Genomic DNA, 17,255 nt, shown 5'->3' with positions numbered 1-17,255 from the left:
AGCATGAAAGCAGCCCGTACAGGAAAGTTAAAGCGCCAGGAAGATCAAGCCAGCTTTGTTAGCTGGCGTTTTGCGTTGCTTTGCGGCTGTATCCTGCTTGCGATGGTTGGCTTGATGGCGCGTGCGGCTTATCTTCAGGTTATCAACCCAGACAAACTGGTGCGCGAGGGGGATATGCGTTCCCTACGCGTGCAGGAAGTGCCAACGGCGCGCGGCATGATAAGCGATCGGGCTGGTCGTCCTTTGGCTGTCAGCGTGCCGGTTAATGCCGTCTGGGCCGATCCGAAAGAAGTCAACGAACGTGGCGGTATTACGCTGGATACGCGCTGGAAAGCACTTTCCGATGCGCTCGATATCCCGTTGGACCAGTTGGCAACGAAGATTAATGCTAACCCTAAAGGGCGCTTCGTTTATCTGGCGCGTCAGGTGAATCCGGCTATTGGCGAATACATCCATAAGCTGAAGCTGCCGGGCATTAATCTGCGGCAGGAATCTCGCCGGTATTATCCTTCTGGACAAGTGACTTCCCACCTCATTGGCTTCACCAATATCGATGGACAGGGTATTGAAGGCGTTGAGAAAAGTTTTGACCGCTGGCTGACTGGGCAACCCGGTGAACGAACCGTGCGTAAAGATCGGTTTGGCCGCGTGATTGAAGATATCTCCTCCGTTGACAGTCAGGCTGCGCATAATCTGGCACTTAGTATTGATGAGCGTTTACAGGCGCTGGTTTACCGTGAACTCAATAACGCGGTTGCCTTTAACAAAGCGGAGTCAGGCACTGCCGTACTGGTTGATGTGAATACGGGCGAAGTACTGGCAATGGCGAATAGCCCGTCTTATAACCCGAACAATCTGGCGGATACGCCGCAAGACATTATGCGTAACCGCGCGATTACCGACATTTTCGAACCTGGCTCGACCGTTAAACCGATGGTGGTGATGACGGCGTTGCAGCGCGGGGTGGTGAAAGAGAACAGTGTGTTAAGCACCCTGCCGTATTACGTCAATGGCCATGAAATCAAAGATGTGGCGCGTTACAGCGAATTGACGTTGACTGGGGTTCTTCAGAAATCGAGTAACGTTGGAGTTTCTAAGCTGGCGTTAGCGATGCCCTCCTCTGCGCTAGTCGATACTTACGCGCGCTTTGGATTGGGAAAAGCGACCAATTTGGGGTTGGTCGGAGAAAGCAGTGGCTTATACCCTCAAAAACAACGGTGGTCTGACATAGAGAGGGCCACCTTTTCTTTCGGCTACGGCCTGATGGTAACACCGTTACAGTTAGCGCGAGTCTACGCCACGATCGGCAGTTTCGGTATTTACCGCCCGCTGTCGATTACCCGAGTTGATCCACCCGTTCCTGGTGAGCGTGTCTTCCCTGAAGCACTAGTGCGTTCCGTTGTGCACATGATGGAAAGCGTTGCGCTGCCCGGCGGCGGCGGGACTAAAGCGGCCATCAAAGGTTACCGTATCGCGATTAAAACCGGTACGGCCAAGAAAGTCGGGCCGGATGGCAAGTACATCAACAAATATATTGCCTACACGGCGGGTGTGGCGCCAGCCAGTAACCCACGTTTTGCTCTGGTTGTCGTGATTAACGATCCGCAGGCAGGGAAGTACTACGGCGGCGCGGTTTCTGCGCCAATCTTTGGCGCCATCATGGGCGGCGTTCTGCGTACGATGAATATCGAACCGGATGCGTTGCCGACGGGCGACAAAAACGAGTTTGTAATTAATAGAGAAGAGGGATCAGGTGGCAGATCGTAATTTGCGCGATTTACTTGCGCCGTGGGTGCAAGACACTCCGGTGCGCGCGCTGCGGGAAATGACATTAGACAGCCGCGTTGCGGCTGCCGGGGATCTGTTTGTCGCGATTGTCGGGCACAAAGCAGATGGACGGCGCTATATTCCGCAGGCAATTGCGCAAGGCGTAGCAGCGATTGTTGCCGAAGCTGAAGGTGAGGCCGCTGATGGCACCGTTCGCGAAATGCACGGAGTGCCAGTGGTGTATCTCAGCAATCTGAACCAGCGACTGTCCGCGTTGGCAGGCCGTTTTTATCAGCAGCCTGCGGAAAAGTTACAGCTGATTGGCGTAACGGGAACCAACGGAAAAACGACGACGACTCAGCTTCTGGCACAGTGGAGTCAGGCATTAGGCGAAACGAGTGCGGTGATGGGCACGGTAGGCAATGGCCTATTAGGTCGGGCGATTCCGACAGAAAATACGACGGGTTCCGCTGTCGATGTTCAGCAGGTGTTAAGCCAACTGGTAGAGCAAGGCGCGACGTTCGCCGCAATGGAAGTGTCCTCCCACGGTCTGGTGCAGCATCGTGTGGCAGCGTTGCCGTTCGCGGCAGCGGTGTTCACTAACCTGAGCCGCGATCATCTTGATTACCATGGCGATATGGAAAGCTACGAAGCGGCCAAATGGGCGTTGTTCGGTGAGCATCGCGTTGGCCAGATGATTATCAATGCTGATGATGAGGTTGGTCTGCGCTGGTTGGCGAAACTGCCGGACGCGGTTGCTGTAACCATGGAAAACAATTTGGTCCCCGGCTGCCGTGGGCGCTGGCTGAAAGCGACACAGATTGATTATCACGACAACGGTGCCACGATTGCGTTTGATTCAAGCTGGGGACACGGCGAAATTGAAAGTCGCCTGATGGGCGCGTTTAACGTCAGCAATATGCTGCTGGCGCTGGCAACGTTGCTGTCTCTTGGCTATCCGCTCGACAAATTGGTTATCGCGGGATCTCAGTTGCAACCTGTATGTGGCCGCATGGAAGTTTTCCATGCAGAAGGAAAACCAACGGTCGTTGTGGATTACGCTCACACGCCAGACGCGCTGGAAAAAGCGCTTGAAGCGGCACGTTTGCACTGTCAGGGGAAACTCTGGTGCGTGTTTGGCTGTGGCGGCGATCGCGATAAAGGTAAGCGCCCACTTATGGGCGGCATCGCAGAACAGCTGGCCGACCGCGTTGTGGTGACTGATGATAACCCGCGCAGTGAAGAGCCTCAGGCGATCGTTGCCGATATCCTCTCCGGGCTGCTGGACGCCGGACGGGTTCAGGTGATTCACGGACGTGCTGAAGCAGTTACCAGTGCGATCATGCAGGCGCAGGAAAATGACGTGGTGCTGGTTGCGGGTAAAGGGCACGAAGACTACCAACTGGTTGGCAATCAGCGTCTTGATTATTCCGATCGCATCACCGTTGCCCGCCTGCTGGGGGTGATTGCATGATTCGCGTTTCCTTGCAGCAGCTTGCCACGGTGCTGAATGCGCAGTTGATTGGCGAAAACATTGATATTGAAGATGTTTCAACCGATACGCGTAAACTGTCTTCTGGCTGCTTATTTGTTGCGCTGAAAGGCGAAAAATTTGATGCGCACGATTACGCCGCTGATGCGGTGAAAGGCGGTGCGGCGGCTCTTTTAGTCAGTAAGCGCTTACTCGTTGACGAACCACAGCTGTTGGTGAGCGATACGCGTGTGGCGTTGGGCCAATTAGCTGCCTGGGTGCGTCAGCAGTCAACGGCACGCGTCGTGGCACTGACCGGATCCTCTGGCAAAACTTCGGTTAAAGAGATGACGGCGGCGATTCTGCGCCAATGTGGCTCAGTGCTGTATACCGCTGGTAACTTTAACAACGATATCGGTGTGCCGTTAACGCTGCTGCGCCTGACGGCAGAACACCAGTTTGCGGTGATTGAACTCGGGGCGAATCACATTGGTGAGATTGCCTATACCACCGATTTGGTGCGGCCGGAAAGCGCACTGGTCAATAATCTGGCCGCTGCGCATCTGGAAGGGTTTGGTTCACTGGCCGGTGTGGCGCAGGCGAAAGGTGAGATTTTTGCGGGTTTGCCAGTAGACGGTGTCGCTATCGTGAATGCGGACAGCAACGATTTCCCGCACTGGCAGGTCATGTTTAATCGTAAAACCGTGTGGCGTTTCTCGCCGCAGGCGGCTTGCGACATCGATTTTTTTGCCAGCGACGTAGACGTTTTGGCGCAAGGTACGCGTTTCACTTTGCACACGCCATTTGGCAAAACGCAGGTTCTGCTGCCTTTACCTGGTCGACATAATGTATCTAACGCACTGGCAGCGGCCGCGCTGGCAATGTCCGTCGGAGCGACGCTGGAAGCCGTTAAATCTGGTTTATCCCAGCTTCAGGCGGTGCCGGGGCGGTTGTTTCCGATTGCTTTGTCTGAAGGCAAGTTGCTGCTGGATGACAGCTACAACGCGAATGTGGGCTCGATGACGGCGGCGGCACAGGTATTGGCTGACATGCCGGGTTACCGCGTGATGGTCGTTGGTGATATGGGCGAGCTAGGGGATGAAGCCCCTGAGTGCCATCGCCAAGTGGGCGAAGCGGCGCGTGCTGCGGGCATCGATCGCGTATTGAGTGTGGGAACATTGAGTGAATTGATCGGCACTGCCAGTGGCAATGGTGAGCATTTTCAGGATAAAGCCGCGCTGGTTTCACGTTTGAAGGTGTTGATGTCAGAACATAACGTCATCAGCGTATTGGTCAAAGGCTCACGCAGTGCTGCGATGGAGCAGGTTGTACATGCATTACAGGAGAATGCTCAATGTTAGTATGGCTGGCCGAACATTTGGCCAAACTTTATACCGGTTTTAACGTCTTTTCTTATTTGACGTTCCGCGCCATTGTCAGCCTGCTGACCGCATTGGTTATTTCCCTATGGATGGGACCACATATGATTGCCTGGTTGCAGCGTTTGCAGATTGGGCAGGTTGTGCGTAACGAAGGGCCAGAATCACATTTCAGTAAGCGCGGCACCCCGACGATGGGGGGCGTGATGATCCTGGTCGCGATCATTGTTTCCGTTCTGATGTGGGCAAATCTGTCGAATCCGTATGTCTGGTGCGTACTGCTGGTGTTAGCAGGCTATGGCGCGGTCGGGTTTGTTGATGACTACCGCAAAGTGGTTCGTAAGGATACCAAGGGGCTGATTGCCCGCTGGAAATATTTCTGGCAGTCAGTGATTGCACTCGTGGTGGCTTTCACTATGTATTCCATCGGCAAAGATACGCCAGCCACGCAGCTGGTTGTGCCGTTTTTCAAAGACGTGATGCCACAATTGGGCCTGCTCTATGTTGCGCTGGCCTACTTTGTGATTGTTGGCACCAGTAATGCCGTAAACCTGACTGATGGTCTGGATGGCTTGGCAATCATGCCGACTGTGTTTGTTGCCGCAGGCTTTGCGCTGGTGGCATGGGCAACGGGGAACATGAATTTTGCTGGTTATCTGCATATTCCGTATATCCGTCATGCCAGTGAGCTGGTGATCGTCTGCACCGCGATTGTGGGCGCGGGGCTTGGGTTCCTGTGGTTTAACACCTATCCGGCGCAGGTCTTCATGGGAGACGTAGGTTCTTTGGCGCTGGGCGGCGCGTTGGGGACGATCGCGGTCCTGCTGCGTCAGGAGTTTTTGTTAGTGATTATGGGCGGTGTCTTCGTGGTCGAAACGCTGTCGGTGATTTTGCAAGTCGGGTCCTTTAAGTTGCGCGGGCAGCGGATCTTCCGCATGGCGCCAATTCATCATCATTATGAACTTAAGGGCTGGCCGGAACCGCGCGTGATTGTGCGCTTCTGGATTATTTCGTTGATGCTAGTGCTGATTGGCCTGGCAACGCTGAAGGTACGGTAAGACATGGTGGACTATCAGGGTAAAAAAGTCGTCATTATCGGGTTGGGTCTGACCGGGCTCTCCTGTGTTGATTTCTTTCTCGCGCGTGGTGTTATACCGCGCGTGGTGGATACCCGTATCAGTCCGCCGGGTCTGGATAAGCTGCCGGAGCAGGTGGAACGACATCTCGGTAGCCTGAATGAAGACTGGCTGATGAGTGCGGATTTGATCGTCGCCAGCCCCGGTGTTGCGTTGGCAACGCCGATTCTGTGTGACGCCGCTGATGCTGGCATTGAAATCGTTGGCGATATCGAACTGTTCTGCCGTGAAGCGCAGGCACCGATTGTGGCGATTACCGGTTCTAACGGTAAAAGCACGGTGACGACGCTGGTCGGCGAAATGGCACGAGCGGCGGGTTGGCGGGTGGGGGTCGGCGGCAACATTGGTCTACCTGCGCTGCAACTACTTGAGCAGCCTGCTCAGCTTTATGTGTTGGAACTGTCGAGCTTCCAGTTGGAAACGACGAGTAGCCTGCACGCCGCGGCGGCAACCATTCTGAACGTGACGGAAGATCACACCAACCGTTACCCGTTTGGTCTACAGCAGTATCGGGCGGCGAAATTGCGTATTTATGAACACGCAAATTTGTGTGTTGTGAATGCTGACGATGCGCTGACCATGCCAGTTCGCGGTGCGGATGCACGCTGTCGCAGTTTTGGAGTTGATGTCGGCGATTATCATCTTAACCGCCAGCAGGGAGAAACCTGGCTGCGGGTGGATGGTGAGCGTGTACTCAATACCCGTGAAATCAAGCTGGTTGGACAGCACAATTATACGAACGCATTGGCCGCGCTGGCGCTGGCTGATGCCGTGAAGATTCCGCGCTCGTCTGCGCTGACGGCGTTGACGTCATTTACCGGGTTGCCTCATCGCTTTCAAATGGCCTTTGAGCGCAACGGCGTGCGGTGGATCAATGATTCTAAAGCCACCAATGTGGGCAGCACCGAGGCCGCATTGAGCGGTTTGGCGGTAGAGGGCACGTTACATCTGCTGCTAGGCGGTGACGGTAAATCTGCCGATTTCTCGCCGCTGGTGCCGTATTTGCAGGGCGAACACATTCATTTGTACTGCTTCGGTCAGGATGGGCAACAGTTGGCTGCGCTGCGTCCAGAAATTGCCGAGCAGACAGAAACGATGGAACAGGCGATGCGTATCATCGCCGAACGCGTTAAGCCGGGCGATCTGGTGTTGCTGTCGCCAGCCTGCGCAAGCTTGGATCAGTTCCGCAGCTTTGAACAGCGAGGCGATGAATTTGCTCGTCTGGCGGAGGAGTTGGGCTGATGCGGTTCTTCGGGCTGGCGTTTATCGAACGCATCAAGAGCTGGGTTATGGGAACGCGTGAAAGCGATACGCTCAGCATTGTTCTGTACGACAGAACGTTGGTGTGGTTGACGCTTGGGCTGGCCGTGATTGGTTTTGTGATGGTGACGTCGGCTTCTATGCCTGTCGGGCAGCGTCTTGCCAGCGACCCGTTCCTGTTCGCGAAACGTGATGCGATTTATCTGGGGTTGGCATTTGGCCTGTCGTTAATCACGCTGCGTGTCCCGATGGAGATATGGCAACGTTACAGCCCGGTGCTGCTATTGCTCTCCATGGTTATGTTGTTGGTTGTACTCGCGGTGGGAAGCTCGGTCAATGGTGCATCACGCTGGATTTCTCTGGGGCCATTGCGTATTCAGCCTGCGGAATTATCTAAGCTGGCGCTGTTTTGCTACCTGTCCAGTTACATGGTGCGCAAAGTTGAAGAAGTGCGAAATAACTTCTGGGGCTTTTGCAAACCAATGGGTGTGATGGTGGTGTTGGCGGTACTGCTGCTGGCGCAGCCTGACCTCGGTACCGTGGTTGTACTGTTTATTACGACGCTGGCGATGTTGTTTCTGGCTGGCGCCAAGATGTGGCAGTTTCTGGCAATCATCGGTTGTGGCGTGTTTGCCGTTGGCCTGCTGATTGTCGCTGAGCCTTACCGTATGCGCCGTGTGACGTCTTTCTGGAATCCGTGGGACGATCCGTTTGGCAGCGGCTACCAGTTAACGCAATCCCTGATGGCGTTTGGGCGCGGTGAATTCTGGGGGCAAGGGCTGGGGAATTCAGTACAGAAACTGGAATATTTGCCGGAAGCACATACCGATTTCATTTTCTCTATTTTAGGTGAGGAACTCGGCTATATCGGTGTGGTTTTGGCGTTGTTAATGATATTCTTCGTCGCTTTTCGCGCGATGTCTATCGGGAAGCGAGCGCTTGAGATCGATCAGCGTTTTTCGGGCTTTCTGGCGTGTTCTATCGGTGTCTGGTTCAGCTTTCAGACGCTGGTGAACGTAGGCGCGGCGGCGGGGATGCTACCGACGAAAGGGCTGACGTTGCCGCTGATCAGTTACGGTGGTTCTAGCCTGCTGATTATGTCGACGGCGATTGTGTTGCTGTTACGCATTGATTTTGAAACGCGCCTGACGAAAGCGCAGGCGTTTACGAGAGGTGCCCGATGAGTGGCGAAGGCAAGCGTTTGATGGTGATGGCTGGCGGTACGGGCGGGCATGTTTTCCCCGGACTGGCGGTTGCGCACCACCTGATGGCGCAGGGCTGGCAGGTTCGCTGGTTAGGGACGGCGGATCGTATGGAAGCCGATTTGGTGCCTAAGCATGGTATCGACATTGATTTTATCCGGATCTCTGGCTTGCGTGGTAAAGGCATTTGGGCGCAGTTAAGCGCGCCGATTCGTATTTTTCAGGCAGTGCGTCAGGCGCGGGCGATTATGCGCCGCTACCAGCCTGATGTGGTGCTGGGCATGGGCGGTTACGTTTCCGGCCCCGGCGGCTTGGCTGCCTGGCTGTGTGGTATTCCGGTCGTACTGCATGAGCAGAACGGGATTGCAGGGCTAACCAACCGCTGGTTATCCCATATCGCAAAAAAGGTATTGCAGGCATTTCCGGGCGCATTTCCCAACGCGGATGTTGTGGGGAATCCGGTCAGAACCGATGTGCTGGCGTTACCTGCGCCTGAAACACGATTAGCCGATCGTTCAGGCCCTGTGAGGGTGCTGGTTGTTGGCGGTAGCCAGGGCGCAAGAGTACTGAACCAAACGCTGCCCGGCGTGGCGGCACAACTGGGCGATCGCGTAACGATTTGGCATCAGGTCGGCAAAGGCGCGTTATCAACCGTTCAGCAGGCCTATCAGGATGTTGGGCAGACGCAGCACAAGATTACCGAGTTTATTGATGACATGGCAGCAGCTTACGCGTGGGCGGATGTTGTGGTGTGCCGTTCCGGCGCATTAACCGTCAGTGAAATTGCGGCGGCTGGGCTACCGGCACTGTTTGTCCCGTTCCAGCATAAAGATCGGCAACAGTACTGGAATGCGCTGCCGTTGGAAAAGGCAGGTGCGGCAAAAATTATTGAGCAGCCACAGTTCAGCGTGGCGGCGGTGAGCGAGGTGCTGTCCGGTTGGGATCGCGCCACCTTGCTGACAATGGCGCAAAAAGCCCGCGCAGTGGCGATTCCAGATGCAACCGAACGGGTTGCGGCGGAAGTCAGTGCAGCGGCAGGCAGTCGGGCCACACGTGTGGCTCATGGTTAATTAATACAACGTTGTCGGACATACGGCTGTGCGACGACGCTACAAGGTAGCGATAGAATAAAGTGAATACTCAACAACTGGCGAAACTACGTTCAATCGTGCCCGAGATGCATCGCGTCCGGCACATACACTTTGTCGGCATCGGCGGTGCTGGCATGGGTGGTATCGCCGAAGTGTTGGCCAACGAAGGTTATGAGATTAGCGGGTCCGATCTGGCACCGAATGCGGTGACGCAGCAGTTGACCGAACTTGGCGCGCAGATTTATTTCCACCACCGTGCGGAGAACGTTCTGAACGCCAGCGTGGTGGTGGTATCGAGTGCGATTACTGCGGATAACCCTGAGATTGTCGCCGCGCATGACGCACGTATTCCGGTGATCCGTCGTGCCGAGATGTTGGCGGAATTGATGCGTTTTCGTCACGGTATTGCGATTGCGGGTACGCACGGTAAGACGACCACAACGGCGATGGTCAGCAGTATTTACGCGGAAGCGGGATTAGACCCGACGTTTGTGAATGGCGGATTAGTGAAGGCGGCAGGAACGCATGCGCGTTTGGGCTCAAGCCGCTACCTGATTGCGGAAGCAGATGAAAGCGATGCGTCTTTCCTGCATTTGCAGCCGATGGTGGCGATTGTGACCAACATTGAAGCCGACCATATGGACACCTATCAGGGCGATTTTGAGAACCTGAAGCAGACGTTCATCAATTTCCTGCACAACCTGCCGTTTTACGGGCAAGCGGTGATGTGTATTGATGATGCGGTAATCCGTGAACTGCTGCCGCGCGTGGGTCGTCATATCACCACGTATGGCTTTAGCGACGATGCCGATGTGCGTATTTCAGGGTATCACCAAACTGGTGCGCAAGGGCATTTTACGCTGGAGCGGAAAGATAAACCGCTGCTCACTGTCACGCTGAATGCGCCGGGGCGTCACAATGCGCTCAACGCAGCGGCGGCGGTTGCGGTGGCGACCGATGAGGGCATTGATGACGAAGCGATTCTGCGCGCGCTTGAGCGTTTTCAGGGTACCGGACGTCGCTTTGATTTCCTCGGTGAGTACCCGCTTGAACTGGTGAATGGGCAAAGCGGTACGGCGATGTTGGTGGATGATTACGGCCACCATCCGACGGAAGTTGATGCCACGATTAAAGCCGCCCGTGCTGGTTGGCCGAATAAGCGGTTGGTCATGATTTTTCAGCCGCATCGCTATACGCGAACCCGCGATTTGTATGATGATTTCGCGCACGTGTTATCACAGGTTGACGTGCTGCTGATGTTGGATGTGTATTCCGCCGGAGAGTCGCCGATTCCGGGCGCGGACAGCCGTTCGCTGTGCCGTACGATTCGCGGAAGAGGTAAGATTGATCCGATTCTGGTGACGGATGTGGATACTTTACCGGAACTGTTGTCACAGGCGCTGCGAGGTGAAGACCTGATTTTGGTTCAGGGCGCCGGCAACATCGGTAAACTGGCGCGTAAACTGGCTGATTCCAGATTACAGCCACAGATGAGTGAATGAGGAACATCATGACTGAGAAAGTTGCTGTATTGCTTGGTGGAACCTCTGCCGAACGTGAAGTGTCGTTACTTTCCGGTCAGGCGGTTTTGGCTGGTCTGAAAGACGCGGGCATCAATGCGCATGCGGTTGATACCCGTGACGTCTCTGTGACGACGTTAAAAGAAGAAGGTTTCACCAAAATATTCATCGCCTTACATGGTCGTGGTGGCGAAGACGGTACATTGCAGGGCGTTCTGGAATTCCTAGGGTTGCCTTATACCGGTAGCGGCGTCATGGCATCCGCACTGACGATGGATAAACTCCGCACCAAACAGGTGTGGCAAGCCGTGGGATTACCGGTATCGCCGTACGTAGCGCTGGATCGTCGCCAATATTCGGAAACGGCGGCAAACGCCTTGTTGGCGAAGTTTACCCATCTCGGATTGCCGCTGATCGTTAAGCCAAGCCGTGAAGGTTCCAGCGTGGGTATGAGCAAAGTGAATACGCTTAGCGAACTGCCTGCGGCATTGGAAGAAGCATTCCGTCACGATGACGATATTTTGGTCGAGAAATGGCTGAGTGGCCCAGAGTATACGGTGGCTATCCTGGGTGATGAAGTGTTGCCTTCTATTCGTATTCAGCCTGCGGGTACGTTTTACGATTATGAAGCGAAGTATTTATCGGATGATACGCAGTATTTCTGTCCGAGCGGTTTGCCAGATGAGCAAGAGCAAGCATTAGCTGGACTGGCGATGGCGGCTTATCGTGCTGTGGGGTGCAGCGGGTGGGGACGTGTCGATTTTATGCTGGATAGCGACGGCGCCTTCTATCTGCTTGAAGTGAATACGTCTCCAGGGATGACGAGCCACAGCCTGGTTCCTATGGCCGCGCGCCAACGTGGGCTGACTTTCTCGCAACTGGTCGTGAAAATTTTAGGGCTTGCTGGCTGATATGTCGCAGGCAGCGCTGAATACACGCGGACGAGAGCCTGAAACGAAAGGAACACGTCGCAGTAATGGAGACCAATTGGCAGGGATGATTTTCCTGCTGATGGTGATAGGAACGATCGTCTGGGGAAGCTGGATGGTAGTGGGGTGGATGAAAGATGCCAGCCGCTTACCGCTCTCCCGCATGGCAGTGACAGGGGAAAGGCAGTACACCACCAACGACGATATCCGTCAGGCCATTTTGTCGTTGGGGGCGCCGGGAACGTTCATGACGCAGGATGTGAACGTGATCCAGCAGCAGATCGAGCGTCTGTCGTGGATAAAACAGGCCAGCGTGCGCAAGCAGTGGCCGGACGAATTAAAGATTCATCTGGTTGAATATGTTCCGGTAGCGCGTTGGAATGACCAGCTAATGGTTGATGCGGAAGGAAATTCGTTCAGTGTACCCGCCGAACGTATTGGTAATCGCAAGATGCCGTTGCTGTATGGCCCGGAAGGCAGTGAGGCTGAAGTGTTGGAAGGCTACCGCACAATGAATCAGACGCTGGCCGCCGGGAAGTTTACGTTAAAAGTGGTTGCGATGAGTGCACGGCATTCGTGGCAACTAGGATTAGATGATGATACTCGCCTTGAGTTGGGGCGGGACGATAGGGCCAAACGTCTGCAACGCTTTATCGAGCTGTATCCGTTGTTGCAGCGGCAGGCTCAGAGCGAAAACAAACGTATCAGCCATGTGGACTTGCGGTACGACAGCGGGGCCGCGATAGGCTGGGCTCCAGCCTTGCTTGATCAACAAAATGGTGATCGGCAACGAGTTGGTCAGCAATAAGACATTGATCAGCAACAGAACAGTAACCAGAAACAAGCACAGGCTAAACAACAATGATCAAGTCGACGGACAGAAAACTGGTAGTTGGGCTAGAAATCGGTACAGCAAAAGTGGCTGCGCTGGTAGGGGAAGTTCTGCCCGATGGCATGGTCAATATTATTGGCGTAGGAAGTTGCCCGTCACGCGGTATGGATAAAGGCGGCGTAAACGATCTGGAATCGGTCGTTAAATGTGTTCAGCGCGCTATTGATCAGGCTGAGTTGATGGCAGACTGCCAGATCTCTTCCGTGTACCTGGCGCTCTCGGGAAAACACATCAGCTGCCAGAATGAAATAGGGATGGTGCCTATTTCAGAAGAAGAGGTCACGCAGGACGACGTGGAAAGCGTGGTGCATACCGCTAAATCTGTGCGCGTGCGTGATGAACACCGTGTTCTCCATGTGATTCCACAGGAGTACGCGATTGATTATCAGGAAGGGATTAAAAACCCGGTTGGTTTATCCGGCGTGCGTATGCAGGCGAAAGTCCACCTGATAACCTGCCATAACGACATGGCGAAGAACATTGTTAAAGCCGTTGAGCGCTGCGGCTTAAAAGTCGACCAGCTTATTTTTGCAGGGCTGGCTTCCAGTTATGCGGTTCTGACTGAAGATGAACGTGAGCTGGGCGTCTGTGTCGTTGATATCGGCGGCGGTACAATGGACATCGCGGTCTATACCGGCGGCGCATTGCGACACACTAAAGTGATTCCGTATGCGGGCAATGTGGTTACCAGCGATATTGCCTACGCATTTGGTACGCCGCCGACGGATGCCGAAGCGATCAAGGTGCGCCACGGTTGTGCATTAGGCGCAATTGTTGGCAAAGATGAGAATGTGGAAGTCCCGAGCGTTGGAGGACGTCCACCCCGCAGTCTGCAAAGACAGACATTGGCGGAAGTGATTGAACCACGTTACACCGAGCTGTTGAACTTGGTGAACGATGAACTTTTACAGTTGCAGGAGCAGTTGCGTCAACAAGGCGTGAAACACCATCTGGCGGCAGGGATTGTACTGACAGGCGGTGCCGCGCAAATAGACGGTCTGGCGGCCTGTGCGCAGCGTGTGTTCCATACACAGGTGCGTATTGGACAACCAATGAATATAACAGGGCTGACGGATTATGCCCAAGAGCCTTATTACTCAACGGCGGTTGGGTTGCTGCATTACGGAAAAGAATCTCATCTGGGCGGTGAGCATGAAGTCGAAAAACGTGCCTCAGTGAGCAACTGGTTCAAGCGAATCAACAGCTGGTTGAGGAAAGAATTTTAATTTTATCAAAGAGATCACCTGGCACAGTTTTATGATCTCGCAGTTACAGGCACAAACGGAGAGAAATTATGTTTGAACCAATGGAATTAACCAACGACGCGGTGATTAAAGTCATCGGCGTCGGTGGCGGCGGTGGTAACGCCGTCGAACACATGGTGCGTGAGCGCATCGAAGGCGTCGAGTTTTTTGCGGTCAACACGGATGCGCAGGCATTACGTAAAACAGCTGTTGGCCAGACTATTCAGATCGGTAGCGGTATCACAAAAGGTCTGGGTGCAGGCGCTAACCCTGAAGTCGGCCGTAATTCGGCTGAAGAAGATCGTGAAGCACTGCGTTCAGCACTGGAAGGTGCGGACATGGTGTTTATCGCCGCTGGTATGGGCGGTGGTACGGGAACAGGTGCTGCACCAGTTGTTGCCGAAGTCGCAAAAGACCTGGGCATTCTGACCGTCGCTGTCGTGACCAAGCCTTTCAACTTTGAAGGCAAAAAGCGCATGGCATTTGCGGAGCAGGGTATCGCCGAGCTGTCTAAGCACGTCGACTCGCTGATCACCATTCCAAACGACAAACTGTTAAAAGTGCTGGGTCGCGGTATCTCCCTGCTGGATGCATTTGGCGCGGCAAACGATGTACTGAAAGGCGCGGTGCAGGGTATTGCCGAGCTGATCACACGTCCGGGCCTGATGAACGTCGACTTTGCAGACGTGCGTACCGTGATGTCCGAAATGGGTTATGCCATGATGGGTTCCGGTGTTGCGCGTGGTGAAGACCGTGCAGAAGAAGCGGCTGAAATGGCGATCTCGAGCCCACTGTTGGAAGACATCGATCTGTCCGGCGCACGTGGCGTGTTGGTCAACATCACGGCGGGCTTTGACCTGCGTCTGGATGAGTTCGAGACGGTAGGTAACACCATCCGTGCATTCGCGTCCGATAATGCGACCGTCGTAATCGGTACGTCGCTTGACCCGGAAATGAATGATGAACTGCGTGTCACGGTTGTTGCGACGGGTATCGGCATGGACAAGCGTCCTGAGATTACTCTGGTAACGAACAAGCAGGCCAGCCAGCCTGTGATGGATCATCGTTATCAGCAACACGGTATGACGCCGCTGGCGCAGGAAAAACCGGCTGCCAAAGTGGTTAACGACCAGAATCCGCAGACGAATAAAGAGCCAGACTATCTGGATATCCCGGCGTTTCTGCGTAAGCAGGCAGACTAATTTGCTGCCAGATAACGTTGGAATCTCCGCTCTTTGTGCTAAACTGTGCCACCGAATCTGGTTTATACTGGGTTCGTAGGTTCAGTAACATGCGAGATAAAATGATGATCAAACAACGTACATTAAAACGTATTGTTCAGGCGACTGGTGTCGGGTTACATACCGGCAAGAAGGTCACGTTGACCATGCGTCCTGCACCGGCAAATACCGGGGTCATCTATCGCCGCACAGACTTGAATCCCCCGGTTGATTTTCCGGCTGATGCAAAATCCGTGCGTGATACCATGCTCTGTACTTGCCTGGTTAATGAGCATGACGTCCGTATTTCTACGGTGGAGCATCTTAACGCTGCGCTTGCAGGGTTGGGCATTGACAATATTGTCATTGATGTTGACGCGCCAGAAATTCCAATTATGGATGGCAGCGCCAGTCCGTTCGTTTACCTGCTGTTAGATGCGGGTATCGAAGAGCTGAATTGCGCGAAGAAATTCGTACGTATCAAACAGCCAGTTCGCGTTGAAGATGGTGACAAGTGGGCCGAAATGAAACCGTTTAACGGCTTCAGCCTGGATTTCACTATCGACTTCAACCACCCGGCGATTGATGCGGGTAACCAACGCTATCGTTTGGATTTCTCTGCTGATGCGTTTGTTCGCCAGATCAGCCGTGCGCGTACGTTCGGCTTCATGCGTGATATCGAATACTTGCAGTCTCGTGGGTTGTGCCTGGGCGGCAGTATGGATTGTGCCATCGTCGTTGACGATTACCGCGTACTGAACGAAGACGGTCTGCGTTTTGAAGATGAGTTTGTCCGCCATAAAATGCTGGATGCCATCGGTGACCTGTTTATGTGTGGCTACAACATCATCGGTGCGTTTTCTGCGTTTAAATCTGGACACGCACTGAACAACAAACTGTTGCAGGCTGTGCTGGCAAATCAGGAAGCGTGGGAATACGTGGCCTTTGAAGACGAAGCTGAAATGCCGTTGGCGTTTAAAGCACCGTCTATCGTGCTGGCGTAACGCTTTAAATTGAAGTAATCATTTCTTATTACGACTGGTTTTACTGGTACTCTCTCCGGCCAATGAAGCCAGTCGTTCTAATATCTTTCTGAGTTTTTCTGGGCTGTTGCCTGCTAACGTCCTCAATGTCTCCGCACTTTGTTCACTCAACTGACGCAACGGTTTGTCGTCGGTATTTTCCGTCGCTGTAATGTCACTATTTTTCACGATTTCATGCCCTTTTGCGGCAAGCGTTGGATTAATCCTGATGTCGATTGAAGCCAATGATGGTAGTATTTGTGCGCGTAATGCAGAGAGCAACGCAGGTTGTTCGTAACGTAACCGCATCAGCCAACTGGCGTTGGCGGTTTCCAGTATTAGTAAACCTTGCCGGTAATTAGCGACGCGGCACCATGGGTGCAACGGTGCAGGCAGTAATCCGCGTACGGCGCGGTTGAGTTTTAATAAGGCGATAGCGCGCTGTTGCACATCTTGTAGCGGGCCTTTACCCGACATAGATGCGCTATCAAACAGAAATTCCAGTGATTGTGGGCGGCTATCACGCATAGGCTTGGCTCCGGTGGATGTTACTCGTGATTGGTATTCTAAATCGTTGGCGACAATTTGGCAGACGTTATTTCTGGCCGCATCTCTTATTAGGGATGGTCGCGGCGAGTCTTGGCCTGCCGACAAGCCTGAACGACTCACAGGATATCGCCTCACTCCCGAATTCAAGCTCCAGTGTTAGTCGCCAGAATAACGTATCGCTGAACCTTACCGATTTGGTCGCGCTGAAAGAAGCGCATCGGCGCTCGTCCTACAGCGTTGACTACTGGCATCAGCATGCGATTCGTACGGTAATTCGCCACCTTTCTTTTGCGTTGACGACGCCACAGACGGCCAGTGCCCAGCAGGTTGACGATCTTCAACCCCATTCTCTGGTTTTGCTGGATACGCTAAATGCGTTGCTGACGCAGGATTCCCAGTATCCCTTTGTGATTTCCCCCCATGCTGGGCGTGTCACTTTTTATCCTCAGGCACACCATCAAATAGGCATCTGGCTTGCCCAAATCCGCGGCATTCGTGCAGGACCTTACCTTCTCAGCTGAAAGTGTAGTGGATAATTAGCTGAAGAACTTTCTCTCGTTTTTTGCTGAGTTT

General features: G+C 53.9%; 15 protein-coding genes. 14 read left to right on the top strand and 1 reads right to left on the bottom strand.

Annotation, left to right across the window (positions count from 1 at the left end; all coding sequences use genetic code 11):
- Nucleotides 1–3: 3 nt before the first annotated feature.
- The 13 genes from EO763_RS18800 to lpxC all read left to right on the top strand — a co-directional run bounded on the left by EO763_RS18800 (nucleotide 4) and on the right by lpxC (nucleotide 16,115).
- Nucleotides 4–1,767: a peptidoglycan glycosyltransferase FtsI gene (locus EO763_RS18800; protein ID WP_161529864.1), complete on the top strand. Its 1,764-nt coding sequence runs from the start codon at nucleotides 4–6 to the stop codon at nucleotides 1,765–1,767.
- Nucleotides 1,754–3,241 carry a UDP-N-acetylmuramoyl-L-alanyl-D-glutamate--2,6-diaminopimelate ligase gene (gene murE, locus EO763_RS18795; protein ID WP_161529863.1) on the top strand — a complete coding sequence of 496 codons (1,488 nt, stop codon included), beginning with the start codon at nucleotides 1,754–1,756 and terminating at the stop codon, nucleotides 3,239–3,241. The genes EO763_RS18800 and murE overlap by 14 nt, the downstream gene beginning before the upstream one ends.
- Nucleotides 3,238–4,599: a UDP-N-acetylmuramoyl-tripeptide--D-alanyl-D-alanine ligase gene (murF, locus tag EO763_RS18790; RefSeq protein WP_161529862.1), complete on the top strand. Its 1,362-nt coding sequence runs from the start codon at nucleotides 3,238–3,240 to the stop codon at nucleotides 4,597–4,599. The genes murE and murF overlap by 4 nt, the downstream gene beginning before the upstream one ends.
- Nucleotides 4,593–5,675, top strand: coding sequence for a phospho-N-acetylmuramoyl-pentapeptide-transferase (gene mraY / locus EO763_RS18785; RefSeq protein WP_010298023.1), 1,083 nt, complete (start codon nucleotides 4,593–4,595; stop codon nucleotides 5,673–5,675). Before murF ends, mraY begins: the two co-directional genes overlap by 7 nt.
- A 3-nt stretch (nucleotides 5,676–5,678) precedes the next feature.
- Nucleotides 5,679–6,995 (top strand): UDP-N-acetylmuramoyl-L-alanine--D-glutamate ligase, encoded by a 1,317-nt coding sequence (murD, locus tag EO763_RS18780; protein ID WP_161529861.1) that lies wholly within the window; start codon nucleotides 5,679–5,681, stop codon nucleotides 6,993–6,995.
- Entirely contained in the window at nucleotides 6,995–8,197 is a 1,203-nt protein-coding gene (gene ftsW / locus EO763_RS18775; protein WP_044202982.1) for a cell division protein FtsW, read from the top strand. Before murD ends, ftsW begins: the two co-directional genes overlap by 1 nt.
- Nucleotides 8,194–9,285, top strand: a complete 1,092-nt coding sequence (gene murG, locus EO763_RS18770) for an undecaprenyldiphospho-muramoylpentapeptide beta-N-acetylglucosaminyltransferase (RefSeq protein WP_161529860.1) — start codon at nucleotides 8,194–8,196, stop codon at nucleotides 9,283–9,285. The genes ftsW and murG overlap by 4 nt, the downstream gene beginning before the upstream one ends.
- A 62-nt stretch (nucleotides 9,286–9,347) precedes the next feature.
- Nucleotides 9,348–10,808, top strand: a complete 1,461-nt coding sequence (gene murC, locus EO763_RS18765; RefSeq protein WP_039470049.1) for a UDP-N-acetylmuramate--L-alanine ligase — start codon at nucleotides 9,348–9,350, stop codon at nucleotides 10,806–10,808.
- A gap of 8 nt (nucleotides 10,809–10,816) precedes the next feature.
- Nucleotides 10,817–11,737, top strand: coding sequence for a D-alanine--D-alanine ligase (locus EO763_RS18760; protein WP_161529859.1), 921 nt, complete (start codon nucleotides 10,817–10,819; stop codon nucleotides 11,735–11,737).
- 1 nt (nucleotide 11,738) lies between these two features.
- On the top strand, nucleotides 11,739–12,563 hold the full coding sequence (gene ftsQ / locus EO763_RS18755) for a cell division protein FtsQ (protein ID WP_161529858.1): 825 nt from the start codon (nucleotides 11,739–11,741) through the stop codon (nucleotides 12,561–12,563).
- A 53-nt stretch (nucleotides 12,564–12,616) separates the two neighbouring features.
- A complete protein-coding gene (ftsA, locus tag EO763_RS18750) occupies nucleotides 12,617–13,873 on the top strand; it encodes a cell division protein FtsA (protein ID WP_010298002.1) in 1,257 nt (418 codons plus the stop codon).
- Nucleotides 13,874–13,941: 68 nt separating this feature from the next.
- The gene (gene ftsZ / locus EO763_RS18745; RefSeq protein ID WP_005975217.1) at nucleotides 13,942–15,093 is read left to right on the top strand and encodes a cell division protein FtsZ; all 1,152 of its coding nucleotides are present in this window, start codon (nucleotides 13,942–13,944) and stop codon (nucleotides 15,091–15,093) included.
- 104 nt (nucleotides 15,094–15,197) lie between these two features.
- Nucleotides 15,198–16,115 carry a UDP-3-O-acyl-N-acetylglucosamine deacetylase gene (gene lpxC, locus EO763_RS18740; protein ID WP_161530444.1) on the top strand — a complete coding sequence of 306 codons (918 nt, stop codon included), beginning with the start codon at nucleotides 15,198–15,200 and terminating at the stop codon, nucleotides 16,113–16,115.
- Nucleotides 16,116–16,133: 18 nt separating this feature from the next.
- On the opposite strand, the gene EO763_RS18735 is transcribed toward lpxC, so the two are convergent.
- The gene (locus EO763_RS18735) at nucleotides 16,134–16,661 is read right to left on the bottom strand and encodes a DUF721 domain-containing protein (protein WP_044202987.1); all 528 of its coding nucleotides are present in this window, start codon (nucleotides 16,659–16,661) and stop codon (nucleotides 16,134–16,136) included.
- A gap of 26 nt (nucleotides 16,662–16,687) precedes the next feature.
- On the opposite strand from EO763_RS18735, the gene secM reads away from it, so the two are divergent.
- The gene (secM, locus tag EO763_RS18730) at nucleotides 16,688–17,203 is read left to right on the top strand and encodes a secA translation cis-regulator SecM (protein WP_208851963.1); all 516 of its coding nucleotides are present in this window, start codon (nucleotides 16,688–16,690) and stop codon (nucleotides 17,201–17,203) included.
- The last annotated feature ends 52 nt before the right edge of the window (nucleotides 17,204–17,255 follow it).

Origin of the sequence: Pectobacterium odoriferum, assembly GCF_009931295.1 — a bacterium.
GTDB lineage: Bacteria > Pseudomonadota > Gammaproteobacteria > Enterobacterales > Enterobacteriaceae > Pectobacterium > Pectobacterium odoriferum.
The sequence above is the reverse complement of the archived record's forward strand: the minus strand, read 5'-3'. Positions and strand labels throughout refer to the sequence as shown.

Bases quoted from the DNA above. Each gene is read 5' to 3' on its own strand.
- EO763_RS18800 (WP_161529864.1), top strand. From the start codon at position 4: ATGAAAGCAGCCCGTACAGGAAAGTTAAAGCGCCAGGAAGATCAAGCC.
- murF (WP_161529862.1), top strand. From the start codon at position 3,238: ATGATTCGCGTTTCCTTGCAGCAGCTTGCCACGGTGCTGAATGCGCAG.
- mraY (WP_010298023.1), top strand. From the start codon at position 4,593: ATGTTAGTATGGCTGGCCGAACATTTGGCCAAACTTTATACCGGTTTT.
- murD (WP_161529861.1), top strand. From the start codon at position 5,679: ATGGTGGACTATCAGGGTAAAAAAGTCGTCATTATCGGGTTGGGTCTG.
- ftsW (WP_044202982.1), top strand. From the start codon at position 6,995: ATGCGGTTCTTCGGGCTGGCGTTTATCGAACGCATCAAGAGCTGGGTT.
- murG (WP_161529860.1), top strand. From the start codon at position 8,194: ATGAGTGGCGAAGGCAAGCGTTTGATGGTGATGGCTGGCGGTACGGGC.
- EO763_RS18760 (WP_161529859.1), top strand. From the start codon at position 10,817: ATGACTGAGAAAGTTGCTGTATTGCTTGGTGGAACCTCTGCCGAACGT.
- ftsQ (WP_161529858.1), top strand. From the start codon at position 11,739: ATGTCGCAGGCAGCGCTGAATACACGCGGACGAGAGCCTGAAACGAAA.
- ftsA (WP_010298002.1), top strand. From the start codon at position 12,617: ATGATCAAGTCGACGGACAGAAAACTGGTAGTTGGGCTAGAAATCGGT.
- ftsZ (WP_005975217.1), top strand. From the start codon at position 13,942: ATGTTTGAACCAATGGAATTAACCAACGACGCGGTGATTAAAGTCATC.
- lpxC (WP_161530444.1), top strand. From the start codon at position 15,198: ATGATCAAACAACGTACATTAAAACGTATTGTTCAGGCGACTGGTGTC.
- EO763_RS18735 (WP_044202987.1), bottom strand. From the start codon at position 16,661: ATGCGTGATAGCCGCCCACAATCACTGGAATTTCTGTTTGATAGCGCA.